The sequence below is a fragment of the Streptomyces sp. MNU89 genome (assembly GCF_020982505.1).
Lineage (GTDB): Bacteria > Actinomycetota > Actinomycetes > Streptomycetales > Streptomycetaceae > Streptomyces > Streptomyces xinghaiensis.
The window spans coordinates 3,769,586-3,791,645 of the sequence record NZ_JAJKLL010000001.1 but is presented as its reverse complement, the minus strand read 5'-3'; the positions used below and the strand labels follow the sequence as shown (position 1 = coordinate 3,791,645).

Here is a 22,060-nt window from a genome sequence, read left to right as displayed (position 1 = left end):
TGCGGTGGTCACCGGTGGTCCTCCCCCGTCTGCTCCGTCTGCTCCGTCTGCTCCGTCCCGTCCGTCTCCTCGGCGGCTTCCAGCTCGGCGCGCAACTGCTCGGCCTGCTCGCGCAGTTGCGAGGTGCGCCGGGCGTAGACGTGCGCGAAGAGATCCATGGGGTCGGTCACCGGCTCCTCGTTCATCCGGGCCCGCAGGCCGGCGGCCATCTCCTCGGCCGCCTCCCGCGCGGCCGCCACGTCCGCGTCGCCGAGCTGCCCCGCTTCCCGCAACTCGCGTTCCAGCAGCGCTATCGGGTCGTGGCCGCGCCAGGTCTCGACCTCGTCCGCCTCCCGGTAGCGAGTGGCGTCGTCGGCGTTGGTGTGCGCCTCCATGCGGTAGGTGACGGCCTCGACGAGCGTGGGCCCGCCCCCGCCGCGGGCGCGCCGCACCGCCTCGTCCAGGACGGTGTGGACGGCGGCGGCGTCGTTGCCGTCGACCAGGCGGCCGGGGATGCCGTAGCCGACGCCCTTGTGCGCCAGGGAGGGCGCCGCGGTCTGCTTGGCGAGCGGTACGGAGATGGCGAAGCCGTTGTTCTGGACGAGGAAGACGACCGGGGCCCGCCAGACGGCGGCGAAGTTCAGCGCCTCGTGGAAGTCGCCCTCGCTGGTGCCGCCGTCGCCGACCATGGCGAGCGCCACGACGTCGTCCCCCTTGAGGCGGGCGGCGTGCGCCAGGCCCACGGCGTGCGGGAGCTGGGTGGCGAGCGGGGTGGAGAGCGGGGCCACCCGGTGCTCGCGGGGGTCGTAGCCGGTGTGCCAGTCGCCGCGCAGCAGGGTCAGTGCCTGAACCGGGTCGAGACCGCGGGACACGGCGGCGAGGGTGTCGCGGTAGCTGGGGAAGAGCCAGTCGCGCTCGGCCAGGACCTGTCCGGCGGCGACCTCGCACGCCTCCTGGCCGGTGCTGGACGGGTAGACGGCGAGCCGGCCCTGCCGGGTGAGGGCCGTGGCCTGCGTGTTGTAGCGGCGGCCGAGCACGAGGGCGGCGTAGAGGCGCTTCAGCAGCGCCGGGTCGGCGTCGCGGGCCGCGGGCGTGCCCAGCACGCGGAACGGCTCCTGGTCCGGCAGCAGGGGAGCGGGATCGGTGCGGGGCCGCCAGGCGGGCGGCGGGACCGGCCGGGCGGACGCGGCGGTCTGCTGCAGGACCGTCATGGACGAACACCTCCTGAACTGCCCCGGCGGGATGCGCCGGGGGCGGGCGGCTTCGAGCGCGGAGCGGGGTGGACTCCCCTACCGATTGTTCGGTCCGTCGGCACAGTTTGGCTACAGGCGGCCCCAGCCTGTGGACAAACGGTTTTCCACAACGTGGGATGTGTACAGGACGTCCAGGAGGGGGTGGCGCAGGGAAATGCCGGCTGAACAGATGGCCGCCGATGACGGGCCCAGACCCCCCGCGCGGCCGCTCGACTCCATCGACCGCGACATCCTGCAGATCCTGCGCGCGGACGGCCGTGCCTCCATACGGTCCGTCGCCGAGCAGGTGCACGTCTCGCGCGCCAACGCCTACGCCCGCATCAACCGCCTCATCGAGGACGGGGTGATCCGCGGCTTCAGCGCCCGGGTCGACCAGGAACGGGCCGGCCAGGGCGCGTCCGCGTACATCACCCTCAAGATCGTGCAGAACTCCTGGCGCCGGGTCCGCGAACAACTGCAGGAGCTGCCGGGTGCCGCCCACATCGCCCTGGTCAGCGGGGACTTCGACGTTCTGCTGCTGGTGCACACCGAGGACAACCGGGCGCTGCGGGAGCTGGTGCTCACGAAGATCCAGTCGATCCCGGAGGTGCTCAGCACCCGCACCCTGCTCGTCTTCGAGGAGACGGACCTGGGCCCGGAGCCGTAGGGCCCGTCCGGGCCCGGGCCCCGGCGCCCCGCGCGAGTCCGGCACGTCCGGCCGGAACCGGGGCCGGAGCCGGCCCGGCCGGTGCGCTCCGTTCAGGAGGTGCGCAGACCGCCGAAGGCCAGCAGCACCACCGCGTCCGCGACCCGTTCGCGCTCCGCCGCCCCGCCGCCGTCCGGGCGGTACCACTCCGCGATGGAGTTGATCATGCCGAAGAGGAGGCGGGTGGCGAGCCGCGCGTCGACGTCCTCGCGCAGATCGCCGTCCGCCGCCGCCTGCTTCAGCAGGGCCGCGACCCGCTGGTCGAACTCCCGGCGCCGCTCCATGGCCCAGCGCTCGGTGCCCGTGTTTCCGCGCACCCGCAGCAGCAGGGTGACGTAGGGGAGCTCCGCCATCAGCACCTCGGCGGTGCGCCGGGTCACGTGCTCGAGCCGCTCCACCGCCCGGCCCTCCCGGGCGCCCGGTTCGTCGAGCACGGCGAAGAGGCCGTCCAGCGCCCGGCTTATGGCCAGCCGCAGCAGCTCCTCCTTGCCGCGCACATGGTGGTAGATCGACGACTTGGAGATCCCCGCGGCCCGCGAGAGGTGCTCCATGGAGGTGCCGTCGTAACCGCGCTCGTTGAACACCCCGACGGCGACCGCGAGGAGCGATTCGGGCGTGTAGGTGTCGCGCTTGGTCATGGTCACGATTCAAGCAGGTTCTGTCCGGCGGCGGCCCGGCGGAGCAGGTACGGGGACGGGGCGTAGCGGCCGGTGGGGTACACCCGGTGGAGGTTCAGCAGGACGTCCCGCACCCAGCGGGCGCCCAGCGCGTCACCCCACTCCAGCGGCCCGCGGGGGTAGTTGACGCCCAGCCGCAGGGCGGTGTCGGTGTCCTCGGCGCTCGCCACCCCGCGGCCCACCGCGTCGGCGGCGAAGTCCACGAGCAGGGCGACCGTGCGGGCGACGATCAGGCCGGGTACGTCACCGACCACGCTGACCTGCTTGCCCAGCGCCTGGAACAGCCCGATGGCCGCCGCGACCGCCTCCGGACCGGCCCGCTCCGAGGGGGCGAGCGCGATACGGGCCGCGGTGCGGTAGTCCAGCGCGAGGTCGAAGGTGATGAGCGTGCCGGCGGTGTCGGTGGTGGCCGGGGAGCCGTCGGTCAGGGCGAGCCGGGTGCCGCCGGGCAGGGCGATGAACCCCGCCCCGGCGCCGGCGCGGGCGGCCTCGCCGCGGGTGATCCCGATGCCGGCCTCCTCGATCAGCCCGGGCAGCGGCGCGGCCGGGCCGAGGTCACCGTGGACCGTGACCTCGGCGGGGGCCTCGCACGGCGGCGCGGTGTGCGGGGCGGGCCGCTCGGCGTCCTCGCCGTACGCGTACCAGCCTCGGCCGGACTTGCGGCCGTGCAGCCCGGACTCCACCAGCCGCCGCTGGGCGAGGGAGGGCGTGAACCTCGGGTCCCGGAAGAAGGACTCCCACACGGAGCACGTGACGGCCTCGTTGACGTCCTGGCCGATGAGGTCGGTCAGTTCGAAGGGGCCCATCCGGAAGCCGCCGGACTCGCGCAGGACGGCGTCGACGGTGGCCGGGTCGGCGGCCCGCTCCTCGTACACCCGGAACGCCTCGGCGTAGAACGGGCGCGCGACCCGGTTCACGATGAAGCCGGGGGTGTCCGTGCAGCGCACCGGGGTCTTCCCCCAGGCGGCGGCCGTGGCGTACGCGCGGGCGGCCGCCGAGGCGTCGGTGGCGAAGCCGCTGACGACCTCGACGAGCGGCAGCAGCGGCGCCGGGTTGAAGAAGTGCAGTCCCAGGAAGCGGCCCGGCCGCCGCAGGGCGCCCGCCACGGCGGTGACGGAGAGCGAGGAGGTGTTGGTCGCCAGCAGGCAGTCGTCCGCGACGACCTCCTCCAGGGCCGTGAAGAGGCCCCGCTTGACCTCGGCGTCCTCGGCGACGGCCTCCACGACCAGTGCGGCGTCGGCGAGTTCGGCGATCCCGGCGGCGGGGGTGAGGCGGGCGCGGGCCGCGTCGCGGTCGGCGGGCGTCATGCGCCCCTTCTCCACCAGCCGGCCGAGGCGCGCGGCGATGCCCTCGGCGGCCTCTGCGGCCCGGCCGGGCACGGCGTCGTACAGCCGGACGGGATGCCCGGCCACGAGGGCGACCTGGGCGATGCCGGCGCCCATGGTGCCGGTGCCGACGACGGCGACCGTCCGGTCGGTGCCGAGGGGGCGGTGACAGGGGCGGTGCCGGCGGCCGGGGCGCCGGCGGCGCGGGACGGAGGCAGGGCGCGGGGCCGCGGGGCCGCGTCCCCGGAGGGCCGGACGGAGTCCGCCCGGGCCTTCCCACCGGGGGCCGGCGTCGGCTCGGCTGCGGTCATGCGCACATCCCTTTCACCCCGGGGACGAGGGGTTTCCGGAGTTTTCCACAGCCCCTTGTCCCGACCGATCGTTCGGTTACTCTAAAGCCGTTCCCGCATCCACGTCCCACCCGAGACCCCACCGTCCCCGCGGAGCGCTCACGCGCGCCGTCATTCCGGCTCGACGAGGAGTTGGTCAGACATGGCCCCCCATCTCACCGCACACCAGCTCGCCGAGAGGCACCGCCCCACCCTCGACCGGGCCCTGGAGGCCATCCGGACGCGGGCGTACTGGTCGCCCCACCCGGAGCATCCGAAGGCCTACGGCGAGAACGCCGCCGAGGAGGGCAGGGCCGCCTTCGAGGCGCTGCTCGGCCGCCGCCTGGAGCTGGACCAGCCGGGCACCGACGCCTGGACGGGCGGCGAGGTCTCGCCGTACGGCACCGAACTCGGCGTGGAGTACCCGCACCCCGACGCGGAGGTGCTGCTGCCCGCCATGCGGGCCGGCATGGGCGACTGGCGGCGGGCTGGCGCGGAGACGCGCGCCCTGGTCTGCCTGGAGATCCTGGCCCGGATCAGCGCCCGCACCCATGAGTTCGCGCACGCCGTGATGCACACCTCCGGCCAGGCCTTCCTGATGGCCTTCCAGGCCGGCGGACCGCACGCCCAGGACCGGGGCCTGGAGGCGGTGGCGTACGCCTGCGCCGAGCAGACCCGGGTACCGGAGCGCGCGGAGTGGTCCAAGCCGCAGGGCAGGCGCGACCCCCTCGAACTGACCAAGACCTTCACGCCCGTGGCGCGCGGCGTCTCGCTGCTCATCGGCTGCAACACCTTCCCCACCTGGAACGGCTACCCCGGCCTGTTCGCCTCCCTGGCCACCGGCAACCCGGTGCTGGTCAAACCGCATCCGCGCGCCGTGCTGCCACTCGCCCTGACCGTCGCGGCGGCCCGCGAGGTCCTGGCGGAGGCCGGCTTCGACCCCAATCTGGTGGCGCTGGCCGCGGAGCTGCCCGGGGAGGGCCTGGCGAAGACGCTGGCCACCAGGCCGGAGATCCGCATCATCGACTACACCGGCTCCTCCTCGTTCGGCGACTGGCTGGAGGAGAACGCCGTCCAGGCGCAGGTGTACACCGAGAAGGCCGGGGTCAACACGGTCGTCATCGACTCGACCGGCGACTATCGCGGCATGCTGGCCAACCTCGCCTTCTCCCTCTCGCTCTACAGCGGCCAGATGTGCACCACCCCGCAGAACCTCCTCATCCCGCGCGAGGGCATCACCACGGACGCCGGCCCCAAGTCCTACGACGAGGTGGTGGCGGACCTGGCGGCCGCCGTGGACAAGCTCCTCGGTGACGACGCCCGGGCGAACGCCCTGCTCGGCGCCCTCGTCAACCCGCAGGTGGAGAAGCGCGTCGAGGAGGCCGGCGGACTGGGCGAGACCGCTCTCGCCTCCCGCGCGGTCGCCAACCCGGAGTTCCCCGGCGCCACGGTCCGCACCCCGGTCGTGGTCAAGCTCGACGGCGCCCGGAAACGCTGGGAGGGCGCCGGGGACCGGCCGGCCTTCCTCGGCGAGTGCTTCGGCCCGGTGGCCTTCGCCGTCGCCGTGGACTCCACGGCCGACGGAATCGAACTGCTGCGCCGCACCGTCCGGGAGCACGGGGCGATGACCGTCGCCGCGTACACCACCTCCGAGGAGGTGGAACGGCTGGTGGAGGAGGTCTGCCTGGAGGAGTGCGCCCAGCTGTCGCTCAACCTGACCGGCGGGGTCTACGTCAACCAGACCGCGGCCTTCTCCGACTTCCACGGCTCCGGCGGAAACCCGGCAGCGAACGCCGCGCTGTGCGACGCGGCCTTCGTGGCGAACCGCTTCCGCACCGTCGAGGTGCGCCGGCCCGCCTGAGCGCGGAGTCCGGTGCCCCGGTAGGGCGCAGCTGCCGCCGGAGTCCTGTGACCCCGGCGGCGGCTGCGCCGCGGGCGGCCGTTCCCGGGCCGCCCGCGGTCCGCTCAGGTGGCGCGGAAACCGATCGTCGGGGTGGCACGCCGGAGCGGCCAGTCGGCGGTGCCCGCGGGCAGCAGATCGGCGAGGAAGCGGTAGCGCCGCATCACCTCGTCGCTCTGCCCGCCGCACTTGATGGCGTACTGCCACCAGGCGGCGACCTCGGCCCAGCCGGGGGCGGAGAGCGATCCGCCGAAGTGCTGTACGGACAGCGCGGCGGTGAGATTGGCGAAGGAGAGCCGGTCGGCGAGCGGCCAGCCGGCCAGGGTGCCGGTGATGAAGCCCGCCATGAAGACATCGCCCGCGCCGGTCGGGTCGAGGGCGTCCACCCCGAGGGCCGGCACATCGGCGCTCTCCCCGGTGAGGCCGTCGACGGCGACCGCGCCCGCGGCCCCCTTGGTGACCACCGCGACGGGCACCAGCTCGGCCAGCGCCCGCACCGCCGCCTCGGGGCTGTCGGTACGGGTGTAGTGCTGGGCCTCGGTGGCGTTGGGCAGGAAGGCGTGGCAGTGCGTCAGGTCCGCGAGGGTGTCCGGATCCCAGACACCGCTTCCATCCCAGCCCACATCGGCGAAGATCTTGCTTCCCTCGCCATGGGCCCGGCGCACCCAGTCGTCCAGCCGCCGGCCCGGGTCGAGCGAGGCCACACAGGCCAGGGAGCGCGGCCGTTCGGCGACGCTGACGCACGGGGTGGGCGCCTCGTGGCCGTGCGAGACCATCGTCCGCTCGCCCTCGTAGGCCATGGAGACGGTGACCGGCGAGTGCCAGCCCGGCGCGCGATGGGAGGGCCCGAGGTCGATGCCCTCGCAGTCCGCGAGGCTCTCCCAGCAGTAGTCGCCGTAGACGTCGTCGCCGAAGGCCGCCGCCAGTGACGTCCGCAGCCCGAGCCGGCGCAGCGCGGTGGCCATGTTGGCCGCGCCGCCCGGGCTGGACCCCATGCCGCGCGCCCAGGTCTCGGTGCCCCGCACCGGGGCGTGGTCGAGCCCGGTGAAGACGATGTCGAGGAAGACGGTGCCGGTCAGGAAGACGTCCGTCACCGGGTCGTCCTCGCGCCGTACGGAGGCCAGCGGGTCCATCGGCGTCCGCGACGGCGCCGGATGGGCGGTTCCGGTGTTACTCAACGCATTCGTGCCTCTCTCGCTGGACCTGCTCTCACTGGGGCCTGTCCGGCCCCGCCCGCCGGCCGGGCCGCGGCGTCCGGTGCCGTGGTGCACCGCACGGCGGAGGGCCGCCCGCGCACTGGGCGTACACGGGCGTGCCCGGCGGCGCGGCACGGCGCGGTGCCGGGCGTCACGGACCCGAGGGGGACCACCGGACAGGCCCTAGTGTGACGGACACCTTGCGTAGGCGATGGGGAGGTTGTCCAGGCATGAGGCTGACCGTGCTGGGCGGAGGCGGTTTCCGCGTACCGCTGGTGTACCGGGCGCTGCTCGACGACAGCGGTGACCCGGCGGGCCGCTGCACCGAACTGGTCCTGTACGACACCGACCGCGGCCGTCTCGACGCCATCGGCGCCGTGCTCGCCCGCCAGGCCGCCCGCCGCGCCGGGGACGGCCGCGGCACCGGCGGCCCCGCGCCCGCGGTCCGGCTCACCACCGAGCTGGACGACGCGTTGCGCGGCGCCGACTTCGTCTTCTCCGCGATCCGCGTCGGGGGTCTGGAGGGCCGGGTGCGCGACGAGCGGATCCCGCTGGCCGAGGGGGTGCTGGGCCAGGAGACGGTGGGCGCGGGGGGCGTGCTCTACGGGCTGCGCACCCTGCCGGTGGCGGTACGGATCGCGGAACGGGTCGCCGCGGTCGCCCCGGACGCCTGGGTCATCAACTTCACCAACCCGGCGGGCATGGTCACCGAGGCCATGGGCCGCGTCTTCCGCGAACGCGGCCTGCCGGACCGGGTGATCGGCATCTGCGACTCCCCGGTGGGGTTGTGCCGACGTGCCGCGCGCGCCCTGGGAGCCGACCCCGACCGCGCGGACTACGACTACGTCGGCCTCAACCATCTGGGCTGGCTGCGCCGGCTGACCGTGGACGGCCGCGATCTGCTGCCCGGTCTGCTCGCCGACCGCGCCGCGCTGGAGTCCTTCGAGGAGGGGAAGCTCTTCGGCGCCGACTGGCTGCGGGCCCTCGGCGCACTGCCCAACGAGTATCTGCACTACTACTACTTCAACCGGGAGACGGTGGCCTCCGTGACCGCCGCCGAGGCCACCCGGGGCGAGTTCCTCCACCGGCAGCAGGCCCGCTTCTACGCCGGCGAGGCCGCCGGCGGCGACGCCGCGGGGGATCCGTACGAGGCGTGGGAGCGCACCCGCCTCGAACGCGAGGAGACGTACATGGCCGAGAGCCGCGAGGCGACCGGCGGCTGGCAGCGCGACAGCTGCGACCTCGACGGCGGCGGCTACGACCGGGTGGCGCTGGCCCTGATGCGCGCGATCGCCCGCAACGAACGGACCAAGCTGATTCTCAACGTGCCGGGGCGCGGCGCGGTGCCGGCGCTCGACGCGGACGCCGTGGTGGAGGTGCCCTGCCTGGTGGACGCCGGGGGCGCACGTCCGCTGGCCACCGGGGCGGTGGCACCGGACCAGCTCGGGCTGATGCTGACCCTCAAGGCCGTGGAGCGGTCGGCGATCGGGGCCGCGGAGAGCGGCTCGCGCACCGCGGCCCTGCGAGCGCTGGCCCTCCACCCGCTGGTGGACTCGGTGCGGGTCGCGGAGCGGATCCTGGACGCGGCGGGCGGCTTCCGCGGCTGACCGCCGGGAGGACCGGGGACGGGGAAGAACCGGGGACAGGGAAGAACCGGCGACGGGGAAGGGGCGCGGTCGGGGAGGCGCCGCCGCAGCGGAGCCGGGGCGGGCCTCGCAGCCGCGTCACCGCGTCAACGAGGGGTGCCGGGTGGGTGCCCTCAGCCGAACACGTGCGTCTGGACCCAGGCGTGCATGGCGATGGCCGCGGCGGCGCCCGCGTTGATCGACCGGGTGGAGCCGAACTGCGCGATGGAGCAGACCATGGCGGCGTGTTTCCGCGCCTCCTCGGTGAGCCCCGGCCCCTCCTGTCCGAACAGCAGCACGCAGCGGCGCGGCAGGACGGTGGTCTCCAGCGGTACGGAGCCGGGCAGGTTGTCGATGCCGATGACGGGCAGGCCCTCGGCGGCGGCCCAGGCGGTGAGGTCCGCGGTGTCCGGGTGGTGCCGGACGTGCTGGTACCGGTCGGTGACCATCGCGCCCCGCCGGTTCCAGCGGCGCCGTCCGACGATGTGCACCTCCTTCGCCAGGAAGGCGTTGGCGGTGCGCACCACGGAGCCGATGTTGAAGTCGTGGGCCCAGTTCTCGACGGCGATGTGGAAGTCGTGGCGGCGGGTGTCCAGGTCGGCGACGATCGCCTCGCGCGTCCAGTAGCGGTACCGGTCGACGACGTTGCGGCGGTCGCCGTGCGCGAGCAGCTCCGGGTCCCAGCGGTCCCCGGCGGGCCACGGCCTCGGGTGCGGCCCGACGCCGACGGTCCCGGGCGCGTAGCCCTCGTCGTACTGCACGGGTTCGGAAAGGGCTTCCCGGCCGGTCTCCCGGCCGGTCTCCCCCTCGGCTTCCCTCCCGGGTTCCCGTACCGGCTCGTCCGGTGCCGCCGGTGGTTCCGTCCGGGAGGGGTTCTCGCTGCTCACCCGACGAGGGTACGGCGCCGCCGGTCCTCCGGGTCGCCGGCCGCCGGCTTCCCGGACGAGCCGTCCGTGCCGCCGCCGCGCCGCCGCTGGCCGGGCAGCAGCCGGCCGCGGGCCGGGCCGGTGATCCGTCCTGCGATCCGTCCCGCGATCCGTCCGGTGGACCGCAGGAAGCCGGTCGGCAGGAACACCGCGTCCGCCGCGATCATCGCCAGCGAGAAGAAGGGCAGTCCGAGGACGACCGAGATGGCGAAGTGCTCGGTCATCATCGCGGCCAGCAGGACGTTCTTGACCCGGCGGTTGAAGAGCGTGAACGGGAAGGCGACCTGGACGATCACCGTGCCGTAGGTGATGAGCATCACCATCACGCCGTTGGAACCGAGCGCCTCGGAGAGGGCGGGCCAGGGCGTGAAGTAGTCGAGGTGGAGCGGGTAGTGCAGCGCGGTGCCGTCCTGCCAGCGCGAGCCCTGCACCTTGTACCAGCCGGCGGTCGCGTAGATCAGGCAGACCTCGGCCATGATCACGAACAGGGCGGCGTTGTGGACGAGGTTGGCGGTCATGTCGAGGACGGCGCGGAGTTCGCCGCCGGGCACGTACCGGTTCACCGCCCACCACAGGGCGTGCACCAGCCAGAGGCCCCAGAAGACCACCGCCCAGCCGGTGGCCAGGCCGGGGAGGAGGGACGCCAGAGCGAGGACGAGGCCGAGCAGCGACCAGAGGACGACGCCCGTGACGTCCCGCGGGGCCCGGGGCGCCGCGGTTCGGGCGGCCGGAGTGGTCTCCCCGGCCTCCCCGGCCTCATGGACCTCCGCCGCCTCTCCGCCCGCGAAGCCGCTCTCCCGCTCCCGCCTCCGCCGCCGCTCACGGCGGGCGTCCAGCGACCAGACCCTGCCGCAGCGGGTCAGCACCAGGTAGATCGCCATGAGGTGGATGACGTTGTCCCCGCCGTCCCCCATGAAGACACTGCGGTTCTGCAGCGACAGCACGCCCACCATGAACAGCACGGAGACCGTGCGGGTGCGCCAGCCGAGCAGCAGCAGCGCGCTCGCCGCCACGGACAGCAGGTACACCGTCTCGAACCACAGCCGCCCGTCGGACCACATGAGCACCGTGAAGGCGCCGTTGCCGTCGGTCAGCTGCCGGGCCATGTCCCAGCTCCACGGCCCGTCCGGGCCGTACAGCTCCCGGCGGTGCGGCCACTCGCGGAGCAGGAAGACCAGCCAGGTGAAGGAGAAGCCGATCCGCACCACGGCGGACTGGTACGGGCCGAGGGCACCGCCCGTGACACGGGTGATGCCGCGCGCGAGGGCGCCGGCGAGACGGGAGACGCTCATGTGCCGCTCACCACCGCTGCCTGCCCGGGGCGGGCGCTGCCCGGTACGTCACCGGGGCCGACCGGCCACCACGGGAGTTCGCGGTGCACCGTACCGCCGTCCTCCCGCCCGGCCGTCCCGTCCTCGCCAGGGGCCCAGGCGGGCGGGGCCACCGGAGTGGTGGCGGAGCGCACCTGCACGCGGAGTACCTCGGTCCCGGCGGTCTCCGGGCCGATCCGGGAGAGGACGATGCGCCGCAGATACTCCTCGGAGAGCGCGCCCCGCAGCCCGTTCGGCCGGTTCTCGTCGTCGTGCGAGCCGGTGAAGAAGTCCCAGGCACGGCGGAGTTCGTTCTGGTGGACGTGGCTCGGGACGGGGTTGTGGCGGACGGCCTCCGCGTCGCGGGCGGTGAGGTCGGTCCAGCGGGTGACGGAGACGCCGCCGTCGGGCCCCATCACCTCCGCCCGGGCCTGCACGGCGATGTTCTGCTGGAGCGGGTTGGGGGCGAACAGCTTCCAGTTCTGCTCGAACTCCGGGTAGACGTAGCCGTCGATCGTTCCGCCGTGCCGGTCGGAGACCGTGTTCCCGGGGGCGACGTGCAGGAACACCATGGCCAGATGGACCAGGGCGGTCACCGTGACGCCCCCGAGGGCCACCGCGACGGCTATTCGCGCGGGCCACGACAGCGCCCCCACCCCGGCGTGCCCCGCCGCTCCCTGTTCGTGTGCGTCCATCGCGCCTCTCCCTGGCTTCCCCCCGGTCCCGGAGAACGGTACTCAGCGCGCTCCGGACCGGCACAGGCCCGTCAGGTTATCCACAGCCTTGACACCCCACAGCCCTCCCCGCACCATTGAACCGAACGATCGGTCGGTTGGCGGCCCGCCCGGGCCGGAGGACGGTGGCCCACTGGGGCCGGATGTCGGTGGCCGCTTGGGCCGGAGGACGGGAACGAGGGGTGGCATGACGGCGGCTGGGACGACAGCGGCGGCGCGGACCGGGGCGGCGCCCGGCCCGGCGGCGCCCGCCGGGAGGACGGCGCCGGAGACACCCGGCGCCGAGGCCGCGCGGGCGGTCTTCGAGGCGACGGTGGCGGCGGACGAGCGCATCGAGCCCCGCGACTGGATGCCGGACGACTACCGCGCCACCCTGGTCCGGCAGATGGCGCAGCACGCCCACTCCGAGATCATCGGCATGCAGCCGGAGGCCAACTGGATCACCCGCGCCCCCTCGCTGCGCCGCAAGGCGATCCTGATGGCCAAGGTGCAGGACGAGGCCGGCCACGGCCTGTACCTCTACAGCGCCGCCGAGACGCTGGGCGTGAGCCGCGCGGAGCTGCTCGACAAGCTGCACAGCGGCCGCCAGCGGTACTCCTCCATCTTCAACTACCCCACCCTCACCTGGGCCGACGTCGGCGCGATCGGCTGGCTGGTGGACGGCGCGGCGATCACCAACCAGGTCCCGCTGTGCCGCTGTTCGTACGGGCCCTATGCCCGCGCGATGGTGCGGATCTGCAAGGAGGAGTCCTTCCACCAGCGCCAGGGGTACGAACTCCTGCTCGCCCTCAGCCGGGGCACCGAGGCCCAGCACGCGATGGCGCAGGACGCCGTCGACCGCTGGTGGTGGCCCTCCCTGATGATGTTCGGCCCCCCGGACGCCGAGTCCTCGCACAGCGACCGCTCCATGGCCTGGAAGATCAAGCGGCACTCCAACGACGAGCTGCGGCAGCGCTTCGTGGACATCTGCGTCCCGCAGGCGGAGTCCCTCGGGCTGACCCTGCCCGACCCGGAGCTCGCCTGGAACGAGCAGCGCGGGCACTACGACTTCGGTCCGATCGACTGGCAGGAGTTCCGCGAGGTCCTGCGCGGCAACGGCCCCTGCAACGACCAGCGGATCTCCCAGCGCCGCCGGGCGCACGAGGAGGGCGCCTGGGTGCGCGAGGCAGCGGCGGCGTACGCCGCCAGGCACCGCGCGGACGGGCGGGAGCCCGGCGAGCGGCGGACCGGCGAGCAGAGCACCGGCGGGCCGCGGGCCGCCGCACACGGAGAGGCGGACGCATGAGCCACGACGACTGGCCGCTGTGGGAGGTCTTCGTACGGAGCCGGCGCGGCCTCTCCCACACCCACGCCGGCAGCCTGCACGCCCCGGACGCCGAGATGGCCCTGCGCAACGCCCGCGATCTCTACACGCGGCGCGCCGAGGGCGTCTCGATCTGGGTGGTGCCGTCCGCCTCCGTCACCGCCTCCTCCCCGGACGAGAAGGACTCCTTCTTCGAGCCCTCCGCCGACAAGCCGTACCGGCACCCGACGTTCTACGAGATCCCCGAGGGGGTGCGGCATCTGTGAGCACGCCACCGAACGCCCCTGCGCCCCCGGGCGCACCCGCGGCGGGGGACCCGGCCGCCGGACAGCTCCTCACGGGGGCGCCCGCCGCGGCGGCCCTGGCCCTCGGCGACGACGCCCTCGTCCTCTCCCACCGGCTGGGGGAGTGGGCCGGGCACGCCCCCGTCCTGGAGGAGGAGGTCGCGCTCGCCAATATCGCCCTCGATCTGCTCGGCCAGGCCCGGCTGCTGCTCTCCCTCGCCGGTGACGAGGACGAGCTGGCCTTCCTCCGCGAGGAGCGCGCCTTCCGCAACACCCAGCTCGTGGAGCAGCCGAACGGCGACTTCGCCCGGACCATCGCCCGCCAGCTCTACTTCTCCGCGTACCAGGAGCTGCTGTACGGACGGCTGGCCGAGGGCGGCGGGCCGTTCGCCCCGATCGCGGCCAAGGCCGTCAAGGAGGTCGCCTACCACCGCGACCACGCCGAGCAGTGGACCCTCCGCCTCGGCGACGGCACGGAGGAGAGCCACCGCCGCATGGCGGCCGGTGTGACCGAGCTGTGGCGCTTCACCGGCGAGCTGTTCCAGCCGGTGGAGGGGCTCGGTCTCGACGCGGCCGCGGCGGCGGAGCTGGAGGCGGAGTGGTCCGCCCGGATCACGGACGTGTTCCGGCGGGCCGCGCTCCCCCTCCCGGAGGGCCCCCGGCACAGCGCCTGGGCGGCCGGAGCCGGGCGGCAGGGCCTGCACACGGAGCCCTTCGGCCGGATGCTGGCCGAGATGCAGCATCTGCACCGCAGCCACCCCGGAGCGTCCTGGTGACCGCCACGGCGCTGGAGGAGCGGCTGCGCGAACTGGCCGGCTCCGTCCCCGACCCGGAGCTGCCGATGCTCTCGCTGGCCGAGCTGGGCGTCGTCCGCGGGCTCCGGCTGCTGGGGCCCGGCCGGGTCGAGGTCGAACTGACCCCCACCTACACCGGCTGCCCCGCGGTCGGCACGATGGCCGCCGACATCGAGCGGGTCCTCCGGGAGGACGGGATACCCGAGGTCACCGTCCGCACCGTCCTCTCCCCGCCATGGACCACGGACGCCATCAGCGCGGAGGGGCGCCGGAAGCTCCGGGAGTCCGGCATCGCGCCGCCCCGCCCCAGCGGGCCCGCCGCGGCCGGCGGGCCGGTGCCCGTGGAGCTGTCCCTGCGCTGCCCGAACTGCGGCTCGACCGACACGACCCTCCTGAGCCGCTTCTCCTCGACGGCGTGCAAGGCGCTGCGCCGCTGTGACGCCTGCCGCGAACCCTTCGATCACTTCAAGGAGTTGTAGATGACCGCGGCTGCCCGGCACGGCGCGTTCCATCCGCTGCGCGTGGCCGCGGTCGACCGGCTGACCGACGACTCGGTCACCGTCACCTTCGCCGTGCCACCCGGGCTCCGCCCGGCGTTCCGCCACCGCCCGGGGCAGCATCTGACCCTGCGGACGCGGTTCGACGGCGCGGAGATCCGCCGCACCTACTCGATCTGCGCTCCGGTGACCGGCCCGGACGGCCCCGACACCCTGCGCGTGGGCATCCGGCTGGTGGAGGGCGGCGCCTTCTCCACCTACGCCCTCAAGGAACTCTCCGCCGGGGACACCCTGGAGGTGATGACCCCGGCCGGCCGGTTCGTCCTCGACCCGCGCCCCGGGACGTACGCCGCCGTGGTCGGCGGCAGCGGCATCACGCCCGTACTGTCCATCGCCGCGACCCTGCTCGCGCGGGAACCGGAGGCCCGCTTCTGCCTCGTCCGCAGCGACCGGACCACGGCCTCGGCGATGTTCCTGGAAGAACTGGCGGACCTCAAGGACCGCCATCCGCGGCGGTTCCAGCTCGTGCAGACCTTCTCCCGGGAGCAGCAGCAGACCGGTCCGGTCTCCGGCCGGCTCGACGCGGAGCGGCTGACGGCCCTCCTCCCGGCGCTGCTGCCCGTGGACCGTGTCGACGGATGGTTCCTCTGCGGCCCGTACGGGCTGGTCGAGGGCGCCTCCCGGGCGCTGCGCGGACTCGGTGTCCGGCGCGACCGTGTCCATCAGGAGATCTTCCATGTGGACGGCACGGACGGCGTGGACGGCACGAACGGCACCGTGACCGCCGGGAAGGGAACGGCCGCCTCGGCCCCGGCGGCGCCGGGCCCCGAGGAGAGCACGCTGGCCGTGACCCTCGACGGCCGCTCCGGCGACTGGCCGGTCCGGAACGGCGAATCCCTGCTGGAGACGGTGCTGCGCAACCGCTCGGACGCCCCCTACGCCTGCAAGGGCGGCGTCTGCGGCACCTGCCGGGCCCTGCTGGTCTCGGGGGAGGTGCGGATGGACCGCAACTTCGCCCTGGAACCGGACGAGCTCGACGCCGGCTATGTGCTGGCCTGCCAGTCGCACCCCGCGACGGAACGGGTGGCCCTGGACTTCGACCGCTGACCGGCCGCCGGGGCAGAGGGCCTGGGGCAAGGGCCGGGCAGGGGCCGAGGGCTGACGATCCGAGCGCCGGGGCCGTACCGAGGGCCCGGGGGACGCGACCGGGCCTGTGCCGGGCTCCGTGCCCGGCGGCCCGCCCGGGTCCCGGGGCGGCGCCTCAGATCACGCGGGGCTGCCCGTCACCGTCCCCGGTCAGGGGCCGTCCGGCCGCCTCCCACTCCAGCATGCCGCCGTCCACGTTCACCGCGTCCACACCCTGGGCTAGGAGGTACTGCGTCACCCGGGCCGACCGGCCGCCGACCCGGCACACCACGTACACCCGGTCCGTCTCCGCCGCCGCCTCGGTCACCTCCCCGATGCGCGCGGGGATCAGGCCCATCGGAATGTGCAGCGCGCCCTCAGCGTGCCCGGCGGCCCACTCGTCGTCCTCACGGACGTCCAGCAGGAAACCGTCCTGCGGTACGGCCGCGGCGTCCACCGCGGGCACCTGGGCGAAGTGCATGATCAGCCTTTCGTCGAACCCTCGGACCGGTGAAACACCGGGCCGTTATCGAGCACCAGCACCCCGAACCGTCCGGCGCGCTACTCGGCGGCCAGCTTCGCCAGCGCGGCCTCGCGCTCGGAGACCTGTGCCAGCAACTGCTCGGCGATCTCCTCCAGCAGCTTGTCCGGATCGTCGGGGGCCATCTTCAGCATCTGCCCGATGGCGCTCGACTCCAGCTCCGCGGCGAGGCCGGACAGCATCTCCTTCCGCTGGGCGAGCCATTCCAGCCGCGCGTACAGCTCCTCGCTCCGGTCCAGCGTGCGCTCCGCGGGCGGCGGGCCGGACTCCCACTCCGCGGTGAGCTTCCGCAGCGCGTCCTCGTCCCCGATGGAGTACGCGGCGTTGACCCGGACGATGAAGTCGTCCCGGCGCCGCCGTTCGGCGTCGTCCCGGGCGAGGTCCGGGTGGGCCCTGCGCACCAGCTCGCGGTAGATCCGCCGGGCCTCCTCGCTCGGCCGCACCCGGGAGGGCGGACGCACCGGCTTCTCGTTGAGCATGGCCGCGGCCTCCGGCGGGATGCCCTCCGAGTCGATCCAGCCGTGGAACAGCTCCTCCACCCCGGGCATCGGCTGCACCAGGCCGCGCAGCTCCTCCGCCCGGCGCACGTCCTCCGGCTTGCCCGTGCGCGCCGCGACCGCCTCCGCGATCAGCGCGTCCAGCTCGTCCAGCCGGGAGTACATCGGACCGAGCCGCTGGTGGTGCAGCCGGGAGAAGTTCTCCACCTCGATGCGGAAGGTCTCCACGGCGATCTCGAACTCGATCAGTGCCTGCTCCGCCGCGAGCACCGCCCGCTCCAGACGCTGGGTGGCCGCCCGCTCGGCCTCGCGCTGCTCGGGCGTGGGCTCGGTCTGCTCGGCTTCCGGATTCGTCACCGGTACAGCCTACGAGCTACGCCGGCGCGCGTCAGACCCGCGGCCGCCCGCATTCCGCGGCCGTCCCCGCCCGGCGTGCCGCCCGGCCCGCCCGACCCCCTTCAGACCCCCGTCTCCGCCGCGATCCGGCCGCTCCGGACCGCCGCCACGAGGTCCGTGTGGTCCGCCTCCGTCCGGTCCGCGTACGCCACCGCGAACGCCGCCACCGCCTCGTCCAGTTCCTCACTGCGACCGCAGTAGCCCGCTATCAGCCGGGGGTCGGCACTGTGCGCGTGCGCCCGCGCCAGCAGCGCGCCGGTCATCCGGCCGTAGTCGTCGAGCTCGGCCGCCGTCAGCGCCGCCGGGTCCACGCTGCCCTTCCGGTTGCGGAACTGCCGTACCTGGAACGGCCGGTCCCGCACGGTGGACCAGCCGAGCAGGACATCGCTCACCACCTGCATCCGCTTCTGTCCCAGCACGATCCGCCGGCCCTCGTGGCCGGTCTCCGGAGCCGGGCGGCCCAGCCGCGGGTCCAGCGGGGTCTTCTCCAGATACGGCAGGAGCACCGACGGCCGCGCCTCCTTCACCTGGAGCACGAGGGGCGCCCCGCGGTGGTCCAGCAGCAGCACCACATAGGACCGCAGGCCCACGCTGCCGGTGCCCACCACCCGGAACGCCACGTCCTGCACCGAGAACCGCGCGAGCAGCGGCAGCCGGTCCTCCGGGAGCGTCCCCAGGTACTCGCCCAGCGAGCCCGCCACGGCGGCGGCCTCCTCGTCCTCCACCCGGCGCAGCACCGGTGGCGCGTCCGTGAAGCGCCGGGAGCCGTCGGGCAGCCGCTCCGTGGACTTGGCGGCGAACCGCGCGCTCGTGTTGCGCCGCGCCTTCTCCGCGACGCGCCCCAGCGTGCCCAGCAGATCATGGGCGTCGGTGTGCGAGACGAGCTCCTCGTCGGCGATGGCGTTCCAGGCGTCCAGCACCGGGAGCTTCGCCAGCAGCCGCATGGTCCGCCGGTAGGCGCCGGCGGCGTCGTAGGCGGCGGCGCGGCAGCTGTCCTCGGCGGCGCCGCTCTGCCGGCCCGCCAGCACCAGCGAGGCGGCGAGCCGCTTGAGATCCCACTCCCAGGGGCCGTAGGCCGTCTCGTCGAAGTCGTTGATGTCGATGACCAGTCCGCCCCGGGCGTCGCCGTACAGCCCGAAGTTGGCCGCGTGCGCGTCCCCGCAGAGCTGGGCGCCGATCCCGCTGACCGCCGTGCCCACCAGGTCGTACGCCATCAGCCCGGCGGAGCCGCGCAGAAAGGCGAAGGGACTCGCGGCCATCCGGCCGACCCGGATCGGGGTCAGCTCCGGCAGCCGGCCGGTGTTGGACTCCTCGACCGCGCGGACCGCGCCCGGCCGGTCCGGTGCCGTGCTCAGCCCGCCGTGCGCGGACCGTGGTACCCGCTGCCGCAGCTCCTTGCCCAGCCGCTTGGGGGAGACCGCGGAATCCGCCGGCCGGGGGGCGAAGCCCGGCACCGCCGGGATCCGGTGGTGCGGTCGCGCCCGCCCGCGCCGCCGGGCCCCGGCCCGGCAACGGCCCGTCCCGGCCCGGCAACGCCTCGTCCCGGTCCGGCCGCCGGACGGGACGCCCCGGCCCCGCCCGGCCCGGCCCCCGCCGCCCGCGTCTCCACCGGTCCGCCGGCACCCGTCTCCGCCATGTCCTGTCGCCTCCCCGCCGCCGCGCCGCCGTCCGATACGGCGGCCCGCCCTCGACTGCCCACGACCGTACCCCGGCCACCGGCACCGGGCACTCCCCTGTGGACAACTCCTCCACAGGGCTCCCGGCCCCGGTCCGACCTGCGCAAGGTCCTTCATCCCCGGATGCGCGGCCCCGGCTGCACCGCCGTCCCGGCCGCTCCCGGCGCCGCCCGCGTCCCCACCCCTTCCTCCCCGGCCCCGCCCCGCGCTCTACGCCCCCAGCCCCGCGTCCCGTGCGAGCAGCGCCGCCTGGACCCGGTTCTCGCAGTCCAGCTTCGCCAGGATGCGGCTGACGTAGGTCTTCACCGTCGCCTCGCTCATGTGAATCCGCGCGCCCGCGTCCGCGTTCGAGAGCCCCTCGCCCAGCAGGGCCAGCACCTCGCGCTCCCGCGCGGTCAGCGTCTCCAGGCGGCGGCGCGCCTCCTCCGCCCGTGCCGACGCGCGGCCCGCTCCCCCCGACGCCAGCGAGTCGACGACATGCCGCGTCGCCGCCGGCGACAGATAGGCGTCCCCCGCGGCCGCCGCGCGTACCGCCCGGATCAGCTCCCCGGGAGCCGAGTCCTTCAGCAGGAACCCGGCCCCGCCCGTCCCCAGCGTCCGCAGGACGTTCTCCCGCTCGCCGAAGGTGGTGAGTACGAGCACCCGCGCGTCCGGGGCGGCCCGCCGCAGCTCCGGGAGGGCCGACAGCCCGTCCATCACCGGCATCTGGAGGTCCAGCAGCACGACGTCGACGCCGTGCGCGCGGGCCAGTTCGACCGCTTCCCGGCCGTTGCCCGCCTCCGCCACGACGTCGATGTCCTGGTCCGAGGTGAGGATCATTCTGATGCCCGCCCTGATGAGCGGCTCGTCGTCCACGACGAGGACCTTGATCACAGCTCTCCTGTCCGACGGCCGTTTCCTCCGGCGGAGCCCCCGGGGCTCCGCACCCGGTGACGTGCGGGGAACGCTTCCCCCGAGCCGGGCGGAGCGGACCACGGGAGACCGGGCGGAGCGGCCCGCGCGGACGGACCGGCTACAACCGGGCGTCGTAGGACCGCTTCTGCACCAGTTTTCCGTCCCGGAAGCAGAAGCGGAACGCCGGATCGACATGCCAGTCCGCCGAGGTCTCGGTGGACAGCAGCGCCAGGCAGCGGGAGCCCTCCGGCCGGGGTGGCCCCTGCTCCTCCAGTCCGTCCGTCATCCACGAACGCCCCTCCGGCAGCTTCTTCCGCACCTCGGCCTCGGAATCCCCGACCCGCACCGACTGATAGGCCTTGGGCGTGATCATCGACGCCTCCATCGACCGGAACAACGTGACGGACCCCCAGCCGAGGAGCGCCACCACCACCAGCAGCACCAGAACGGCGATCCCGCAGCCGGTGGCCACGCCCCCGGACCTGCTGCCGCGGACCGCGCCGGACCCGCCCTGCGGCCGGTACGCCCAGGGGTCCGGGGGATCCCCGCTCACGGCGCCCGGTACGGGGAGGATGCCCAACCCGGCCGCCCCGCCCGGCCCGTGGAGCTCCGCAGCGCCCTCGGTGCCGTACACGCCCGCCGCACCGGAGCGGCCCTCCCCGGCGCTCCCGGGGTGTTTCCGCGCCGCTCCCTGCTCCGGCCCGTACGGCAGCACGCCCGCCAGCCGGAAGCCGCCGCCGTCCACCGGGCCGGCGTGCACCATGCCGCCGACCAGCCGGGCCCGTTCGCGCAGCCCCGGGAGCCCCTGCCCGCCGCTCACCTCACTGCCGACCGGGACCGCCGCCCGGACGGCCGCGCCGGCCGCCGCACCGTCACCGCGGCCGCCGCGCCCGCCCACCGCGGCGCCGACGGCCGCGGGAACGGAGACGGACCGGGCCGCCGGTACCGCGGCCGGGCCATTGGCGACCTCGACCACGAGCGAGTCCGGCTCATACCGCAGTTGCACGGTGATCGGCGCGCCCGGCGCGTGCTTGTGCGCGTTCGTCAGCCCCTCCTGCGCGATCCGGTACGCCGCGTGCCCGGCGGCCGGCGGCAGGTCCCGCGGCTCACCGGAGCGCACCAGTTCGACCGGTGTCCCGGCGCTCCGCGACGCCTCGACGAGCCCCTCGACGCCCGCCACGCCCCGGGCCGCCGGCCGCGCTTCCCCGGCCGGTTCCGGGCCCTCCGTGCCGTCCCGCAGAATGCCCACGGCCTCCCGCAGTTCGTGCATCGCCGCCACCGACGCCTCGCGCAGCACGCCCACCGCCTCGCGCTGCCGCCCCGTCAGTTCGCGGTCCACCTCCAGCGCCCCGGTGTGGACGGCGATCAGCGCGAGCTGGTGGCCGAGGCTGTCGTGCATGTCCTGAGCAATGCGCTGCCGCTCCCGCAGCCGCGCCTGCCGTACGACCATGGCGCGCTCGCGCAGCAGGTGGGCGTTGTGCTCGCGCAGAGTGTGCAGCAGGGTGCGGCGCTGCGACCAGTGGCGGCTGGCGAGACCGGGCACCACCGTCGTCGCCAGGAAGAAGGCGGCGGAGAAGACGAGCAGGGCCGGCAGCTCCGCCCCGAACCCCGGGTACTCCCTCAGCGCCCCCAGACCCGTGTTGAGGACGAACGCCGCGGCGAACGCCCCCAGGGCCCGGCCCGCCCCGGCAATCCGCCGCCCCCGGACCAGCCCGCGGCCATCAGCAGCAGCGCGAACCCGTCCAGCATCCCGGACCCGGCCCCGGTGACCACCAGCACCGTCGCCGGCAGGGCCCGCCGCAGCAGCGACAGCACCGCCACCGCCAGTGCGGTGGCGGCCACGCGGAGCCCACCGCCGTCCCCCAGCGCCTCCAATCCGGCCCCGGACAGCGCCAGCAGCGCGGCCAGCACCAGTTCCCCCGCGATGCGCCGCCCCGGCCAGTCGGCCCGTGCGAACAGCCGCCCCCGGACGTCCCGCACCCTCTCCCGTACATCCACGGGCCCACGCTAGGCAGCCCGGTGTCCCGGCGGCACCGTCTTTCGTCGCGGTCGCGCGCAACGAAAGTCGTCCTCGGGGGCACCGCGGGCCGGCCCGGCGGGCACCGCGGGGACAA

The 22,060-nt window shown here is 74.7% G+C and carries 18 protein-coding genes and 2 pseudogenes; 8 read left to right on the top strand and 12 right to left on the bottom strand.

The features are described from left to right. Positions 1 to 8 precede the first annotated feature (8 nt). The gene (gene pdhA / locus E4N63_RS16355) at positions 9 to 1,190 is read right to left on the bottom strand and encodes a pyruvate dehydrogenase (acetyl-transferring) E1 component subunit alpha (RefSeq protein ID WP_230241033.1); all 1,182 of its coding nucleotides are present in this window, start codon (positions 1,188 to 1,190) and stop codon (positions 9 to 11) included. 196 nt (positions 1,191 to 1,386) lie between these two features. Between pdhA and E4N63_RS16350 the strand changes: the two genes are divergently transcribed. Beyond that, on the top strand, positions 1,387 to 1,878 hold the full coding sequence (locus E4N63_RS16350; RefSeq protein ID WP_125624378.1) for an Lrp/AsnC family transcriptional regulator: 492 nt from the start codon (positions 1,387 to 1,389) through the stop codon (positions 1,876 to 1,878). A 92-nt stretch (positions 1,879 to 1,970) separates the two neighbouring features. Here the strand turns inward: E4N63_RS16350 and E4N63_RS16345 are convergent, their stop codons facing one another. Both E4N63_RS16345 and E4N63_RS16340 read right to left on the bottom strand, forming a co-directional pair. Further along, a complete protein-coding gene (locus E4N63_RS16345; protein ID WP_125624379.1) occupies positions 1,971 to 2,561 on the bottom strand; it encodes a TetR/AcrR family transcriptional regulator in 591 nt (196 codons plus the stop codon). Then, positions 2,558 to 4,066: pseudogene (locus tag E4N63_RS16340) on the bottom strand (3-hydroxyacyl-CoA dehydrogenase); the annotation flags it as partial. The pseudogene E4N63_RS16340 and the gene E4N63_RS16345, both read right to left, overlap by 4 nt. Before the next feature lie 345 nt (positions 4,067 to 4,411). On the opposite strand from E4N63_RS16340, the gene paaN reads away from it, so the two are divergent. Further along, positions 4,412 to 6,109 (top strand): phenylacetic acid degradation protein PaaN, encoded by a 1,698-nt coding sequence (gene paaN / locus E4N63_RS16335; RefSeq protein WP_125624381.1) that lies wholly within the window; start codon positions 4,412 to 4,414, stop codon positions 6,107 to 6,109. Between the two features lie 104 nt (positions 6,110 to 6,213). Here the strand turns inward: paaN and E4N63_RS16330 are convergent, their stop codons facing one another. Further along, complete coding sequence (locus E4N63_RS16330) at positions 6,214 to 7,281, bottom strand: carbohydrate kinase family protein (protein ID WP_019707327.1); 1,068 nt, start codon at positions 7,279 to 7,281, stop codon at positions 6,214 to 6,216. Between the two features lie 293 nt (positions 7,282 to 7,574). Between E4N63_RS16330 and E4N63_RS16325 the strand changes: the two genes are divergently transcribed. Next, on the top strand, positions 7,575 to 8,951 hold the full coding sequence (locus tag E4N63_RS16325) for a 6-phospho-beta-glucosidase (RefSeq protein ID WP_230241031.1): 1,377 nt from the start codon (positions 7,575 to 7,577) through the stop codon (positions 8,949 to 8,951). 152 nt (positions 8,952 to 9,103) lie between these two features. Here E4N63_RS16325 and E4N63_RS16320 read toward each other — a convergent pair whose 3' ends face one another. The 3 genes from E4N63_RS16320 to E4N63_RS16310 form a co-directional block, all read right to left on the bottom strand. After that, positions 9,104 to 9,730, bottom strand: coding sequence for a TrmH family RNA methyltransferase (locus tag E4N63_RS16320; protein WP_125626239.1), 627 nt, complete (start codon positions 9,728 to 9,730; stop codon positions 9,104 to 9,106). A 122-nt stretch (positions 9,731 to 9,852) separates the two neighbouring features. Continuing rightward, complete coding sequence (locus tag E4N63_RS16315; RefSeq protein ID WP_230241030.1) at positions 9,853 to 11,187, bottom strand: HTTM domain-containing protein; 1,335 nt, start codon at positions 11,185 to 11,187, stop codon at positions 9,853 to 9,855. After that, entirely contained in the window at positions 11,184 to 11,900 is a 717-nt protein-coding gene (locus E4N63_RS16310) for a DUF5819 family protein (protein WP_230241029.1), read from the bottom strand. The genes E4N63_RS16315 and E4N63_RS16310 overlap by 4 nt, the downstream gene beginning before the upstream one ends. A gap of 226 nt (positions 11,901 to 12,126) precedes the next feature. On the opposite strand from E4N63_RS16310, the gene paaA reads away from it, so the two are divergent. From paaA to E4N63_RS16285, 5 genes are read left to right on the top strand one after another with little or no spacing between them, the layout of a single operon-like run. Beyond that, a complete protein-coding gene (gene paaA / locus E4N63_RS16305; protein ID WP_230241028.1) occupies positions 12,127 to 13,224 on the top strand; it encodes a 1,2-phenylacetyl-CoA epoxidase subunit PaaA in 1,098 nt (365 codons plus the stop codon). Continuing rightward, a complete protein-coding gene (paaB, locus tag E4N63_RS16300; RefSeq protein WP_019707329.1) occupies positions 13,221 to 13,508 on the top strand; it encodes a 1,2-phenylacetyl-CoA epoxidase subunit PaaB in 288 nt (95 codons plus the stop codon). Before paaA ends, paaB begins: the two co-directional genes overlap by 4 nt. Further along, a complete protein-coding gene (gene paaC, locus E4N63_RS16295; protein WP_125626234.1) occupies positions 13,505 to 14,302 on the top strand; it encodes a 1,2-phenylacetyl-CoA epoxidase subunit PaaC in 798 nt (265 codons plus the stop codon). The genes paaB and paaC overlap by 4 nt, the downstream gene beginning before the upstream one ends. Further along, positions 14,296 to 14,799, top strand: coding sequence for a 1,2-phenylacetyl-CoA epoxidase subunit PaaD (gene paaD / locus E4N63_RS16290; protein ID WP_230242513.1), 504 nt, complete (start codon positions 14,296 to 14,298; stop codon positions 14,797 to 14,799). The genes paaC and paaD overlap by 7 nt, the downstream gene beginning before the upstream one ends. After that, positions 14,800 to 15,924 (top strand): 2Fe-2S iron-sulfur cluster-binding protein, encoded by a 1,125-nt coding sequence (locus E4N63_RS16285; RefSeq protein WP_230241027.1) that lies wholly within the window; start codon positions 14,800 to 14,802, stop codon positions 15,922 to 15,924. Positions 15,925 to 16,078: 154 nt separating this feature from the next. Here the strand turns inward: E4N63_RS16285 and E4N63_RS16280 are convergent, their stop codons facing one another. The 5 genes and pseudogenes from E4N63_RS16280 to E4N63_RS16260 all read right to left on the bottom strand — a co-directional run bounded on the left by E4N63_RS16280 (position 16,079) and on the right by E4N63_RS16260 (position 21,944). Next, positions 16,079 to 16,423, bottom strand: coding sequence for a rhodanese-like domain-containing protein (locus E4N63_RS16280; RefSeq protein ID WP_125626232.1), 345 nt, complete (start codon positions 16,421 to 16,423; stop codon positions 16,079 to 16,081). An 80-nt stretch (positions 16,424 to 16,503) separates the two neighbouring features. Beyond that, positions 16,504 to 17,337 (bottom strand): hypothetical protein, encoded by an 834-nt coding sequence (locus E4N63_RS16275; RefSeq protein WP_125626231.1) that lies wholly within the window; start codon positions 17,335 to 17,337, stop codon positions 16,504 to 16,506. A gap of 101 nt (positions 17,338 to 17,438) precedes the next feature. Further along, positions 17,439 to 18,839 carry a DUF2252 domain-containing protein gene (locus tag E4N63_RS16270; protein ID WP_230242512.1) on the bottom strand — a complete coding sequence of 467 codons (1,401 nt, stop codon included), beginning with the start codon at positions 18,837 to 18,839 and terminating at the stop codon, positions 17,439 to 17,441. 423 nt (positions 18,840 to 19,262) lie between these two features. Beyond that, positions 19,263 to 19,925 carry a response regulator transcription factor gene (locus E4N63_RS16265; RefSeq protein ID WP_043466356.1) on the bottom strand — a complete coding sequence of 221 codons (663 nt, stop codon included), beginning with the start codon at positions 19,923 to 19,925 and terminating at the stop codon, positions 19,263 to 19,265. A 139-nt stretch (positions 19,926 to 20,064) separates the two neighbouring features. After that, positions 20,065 to 21,944: pseudogene (locus E4N63_RS16260) on the bottom strand (sensor histidine kinase). Between the last annotated feature and the right edge of the window lie 116 nt (positions 21,945 to 22,060).

Bases quoted from the DNA above. Each gene is read 5' to 3' on its own strand.
- pdhA (WP_230241033.1), bottom strand. From the start codon at position 1,190: ATGACGGTCCTGCAGCAGACCGCCGCGTCCGCCCGGCCGGTCCCGCCG.
- E4N63_RS16350 (WP_125624378.1), top strand. From the start codon at position 1,387: ATGCCGGCTGAACAGATGGCCGCCGATGACGGGCCCAGACCCCCCGCG.
- paaN (WP_125624381.1), top strand. From the start codon at position 4,412: ATGGCCCCCCATCTCACCGCACACCAGCTCGCCGAGAGGCACCGCCCC.
- E4N63_RS16330 (WP_019707327.1), bottom strand. From the start codon at position 7,281: ATGGACCCGCTGGCCTCCGTACGGCGCGAGGACGACCCGGTGACGGAC.
- E4N63_RS16325 (WP_230241031.1), top strand. From the start codon at position 7,575: ATGAGGCTGACCGTGCTGGGCGGAGGCGGTTTCCGCGTACCGCTGGTG.
- E4N63_RS16315 (WP_230241030.1), bottom strand. From the start codon at position 11,187: ATGAGCGTCTCCCGTCTCGCCGGCGCCCTCGCGCGCGGCATCACCCGT.
- E4N63_RS16310 (WP_230241029.1), bottom strand. From the start codon at position 11,900: ATGGACGCACACGAACAGGGAGCGGCGGGGCACGCCGGGGTGGGGGCG.
- paaA (WP_230241028.1), top strand. From the start codon at position 12,127: ATGACGGCGGCTGGGACGACAGCGGCGGCGCGGACCGGGGCGGCGCCC.
- paaB (WP_019707329.1), top strand. From the start codon at position 13,221: ATGAGCCACGACGACTGGCCGCTGTGGGAGGTCTTCGTACGGAGCCGG.
- E4N63_RS16285 (WP_230241027.1), top strand. From the start codon at position 14,800: ATGACCGCGGCTGCCCGGCACGGCGCGTTCCATCCGCTGCGCGTGGCC.
- E4N63_RS16280 (WP_125626232.1), bottom strand. From the start codon at position 16,423: ATGCACTTCGCCCAGGTGCCCGCGGTGGACGCCGCGGCCGTACCGCAG.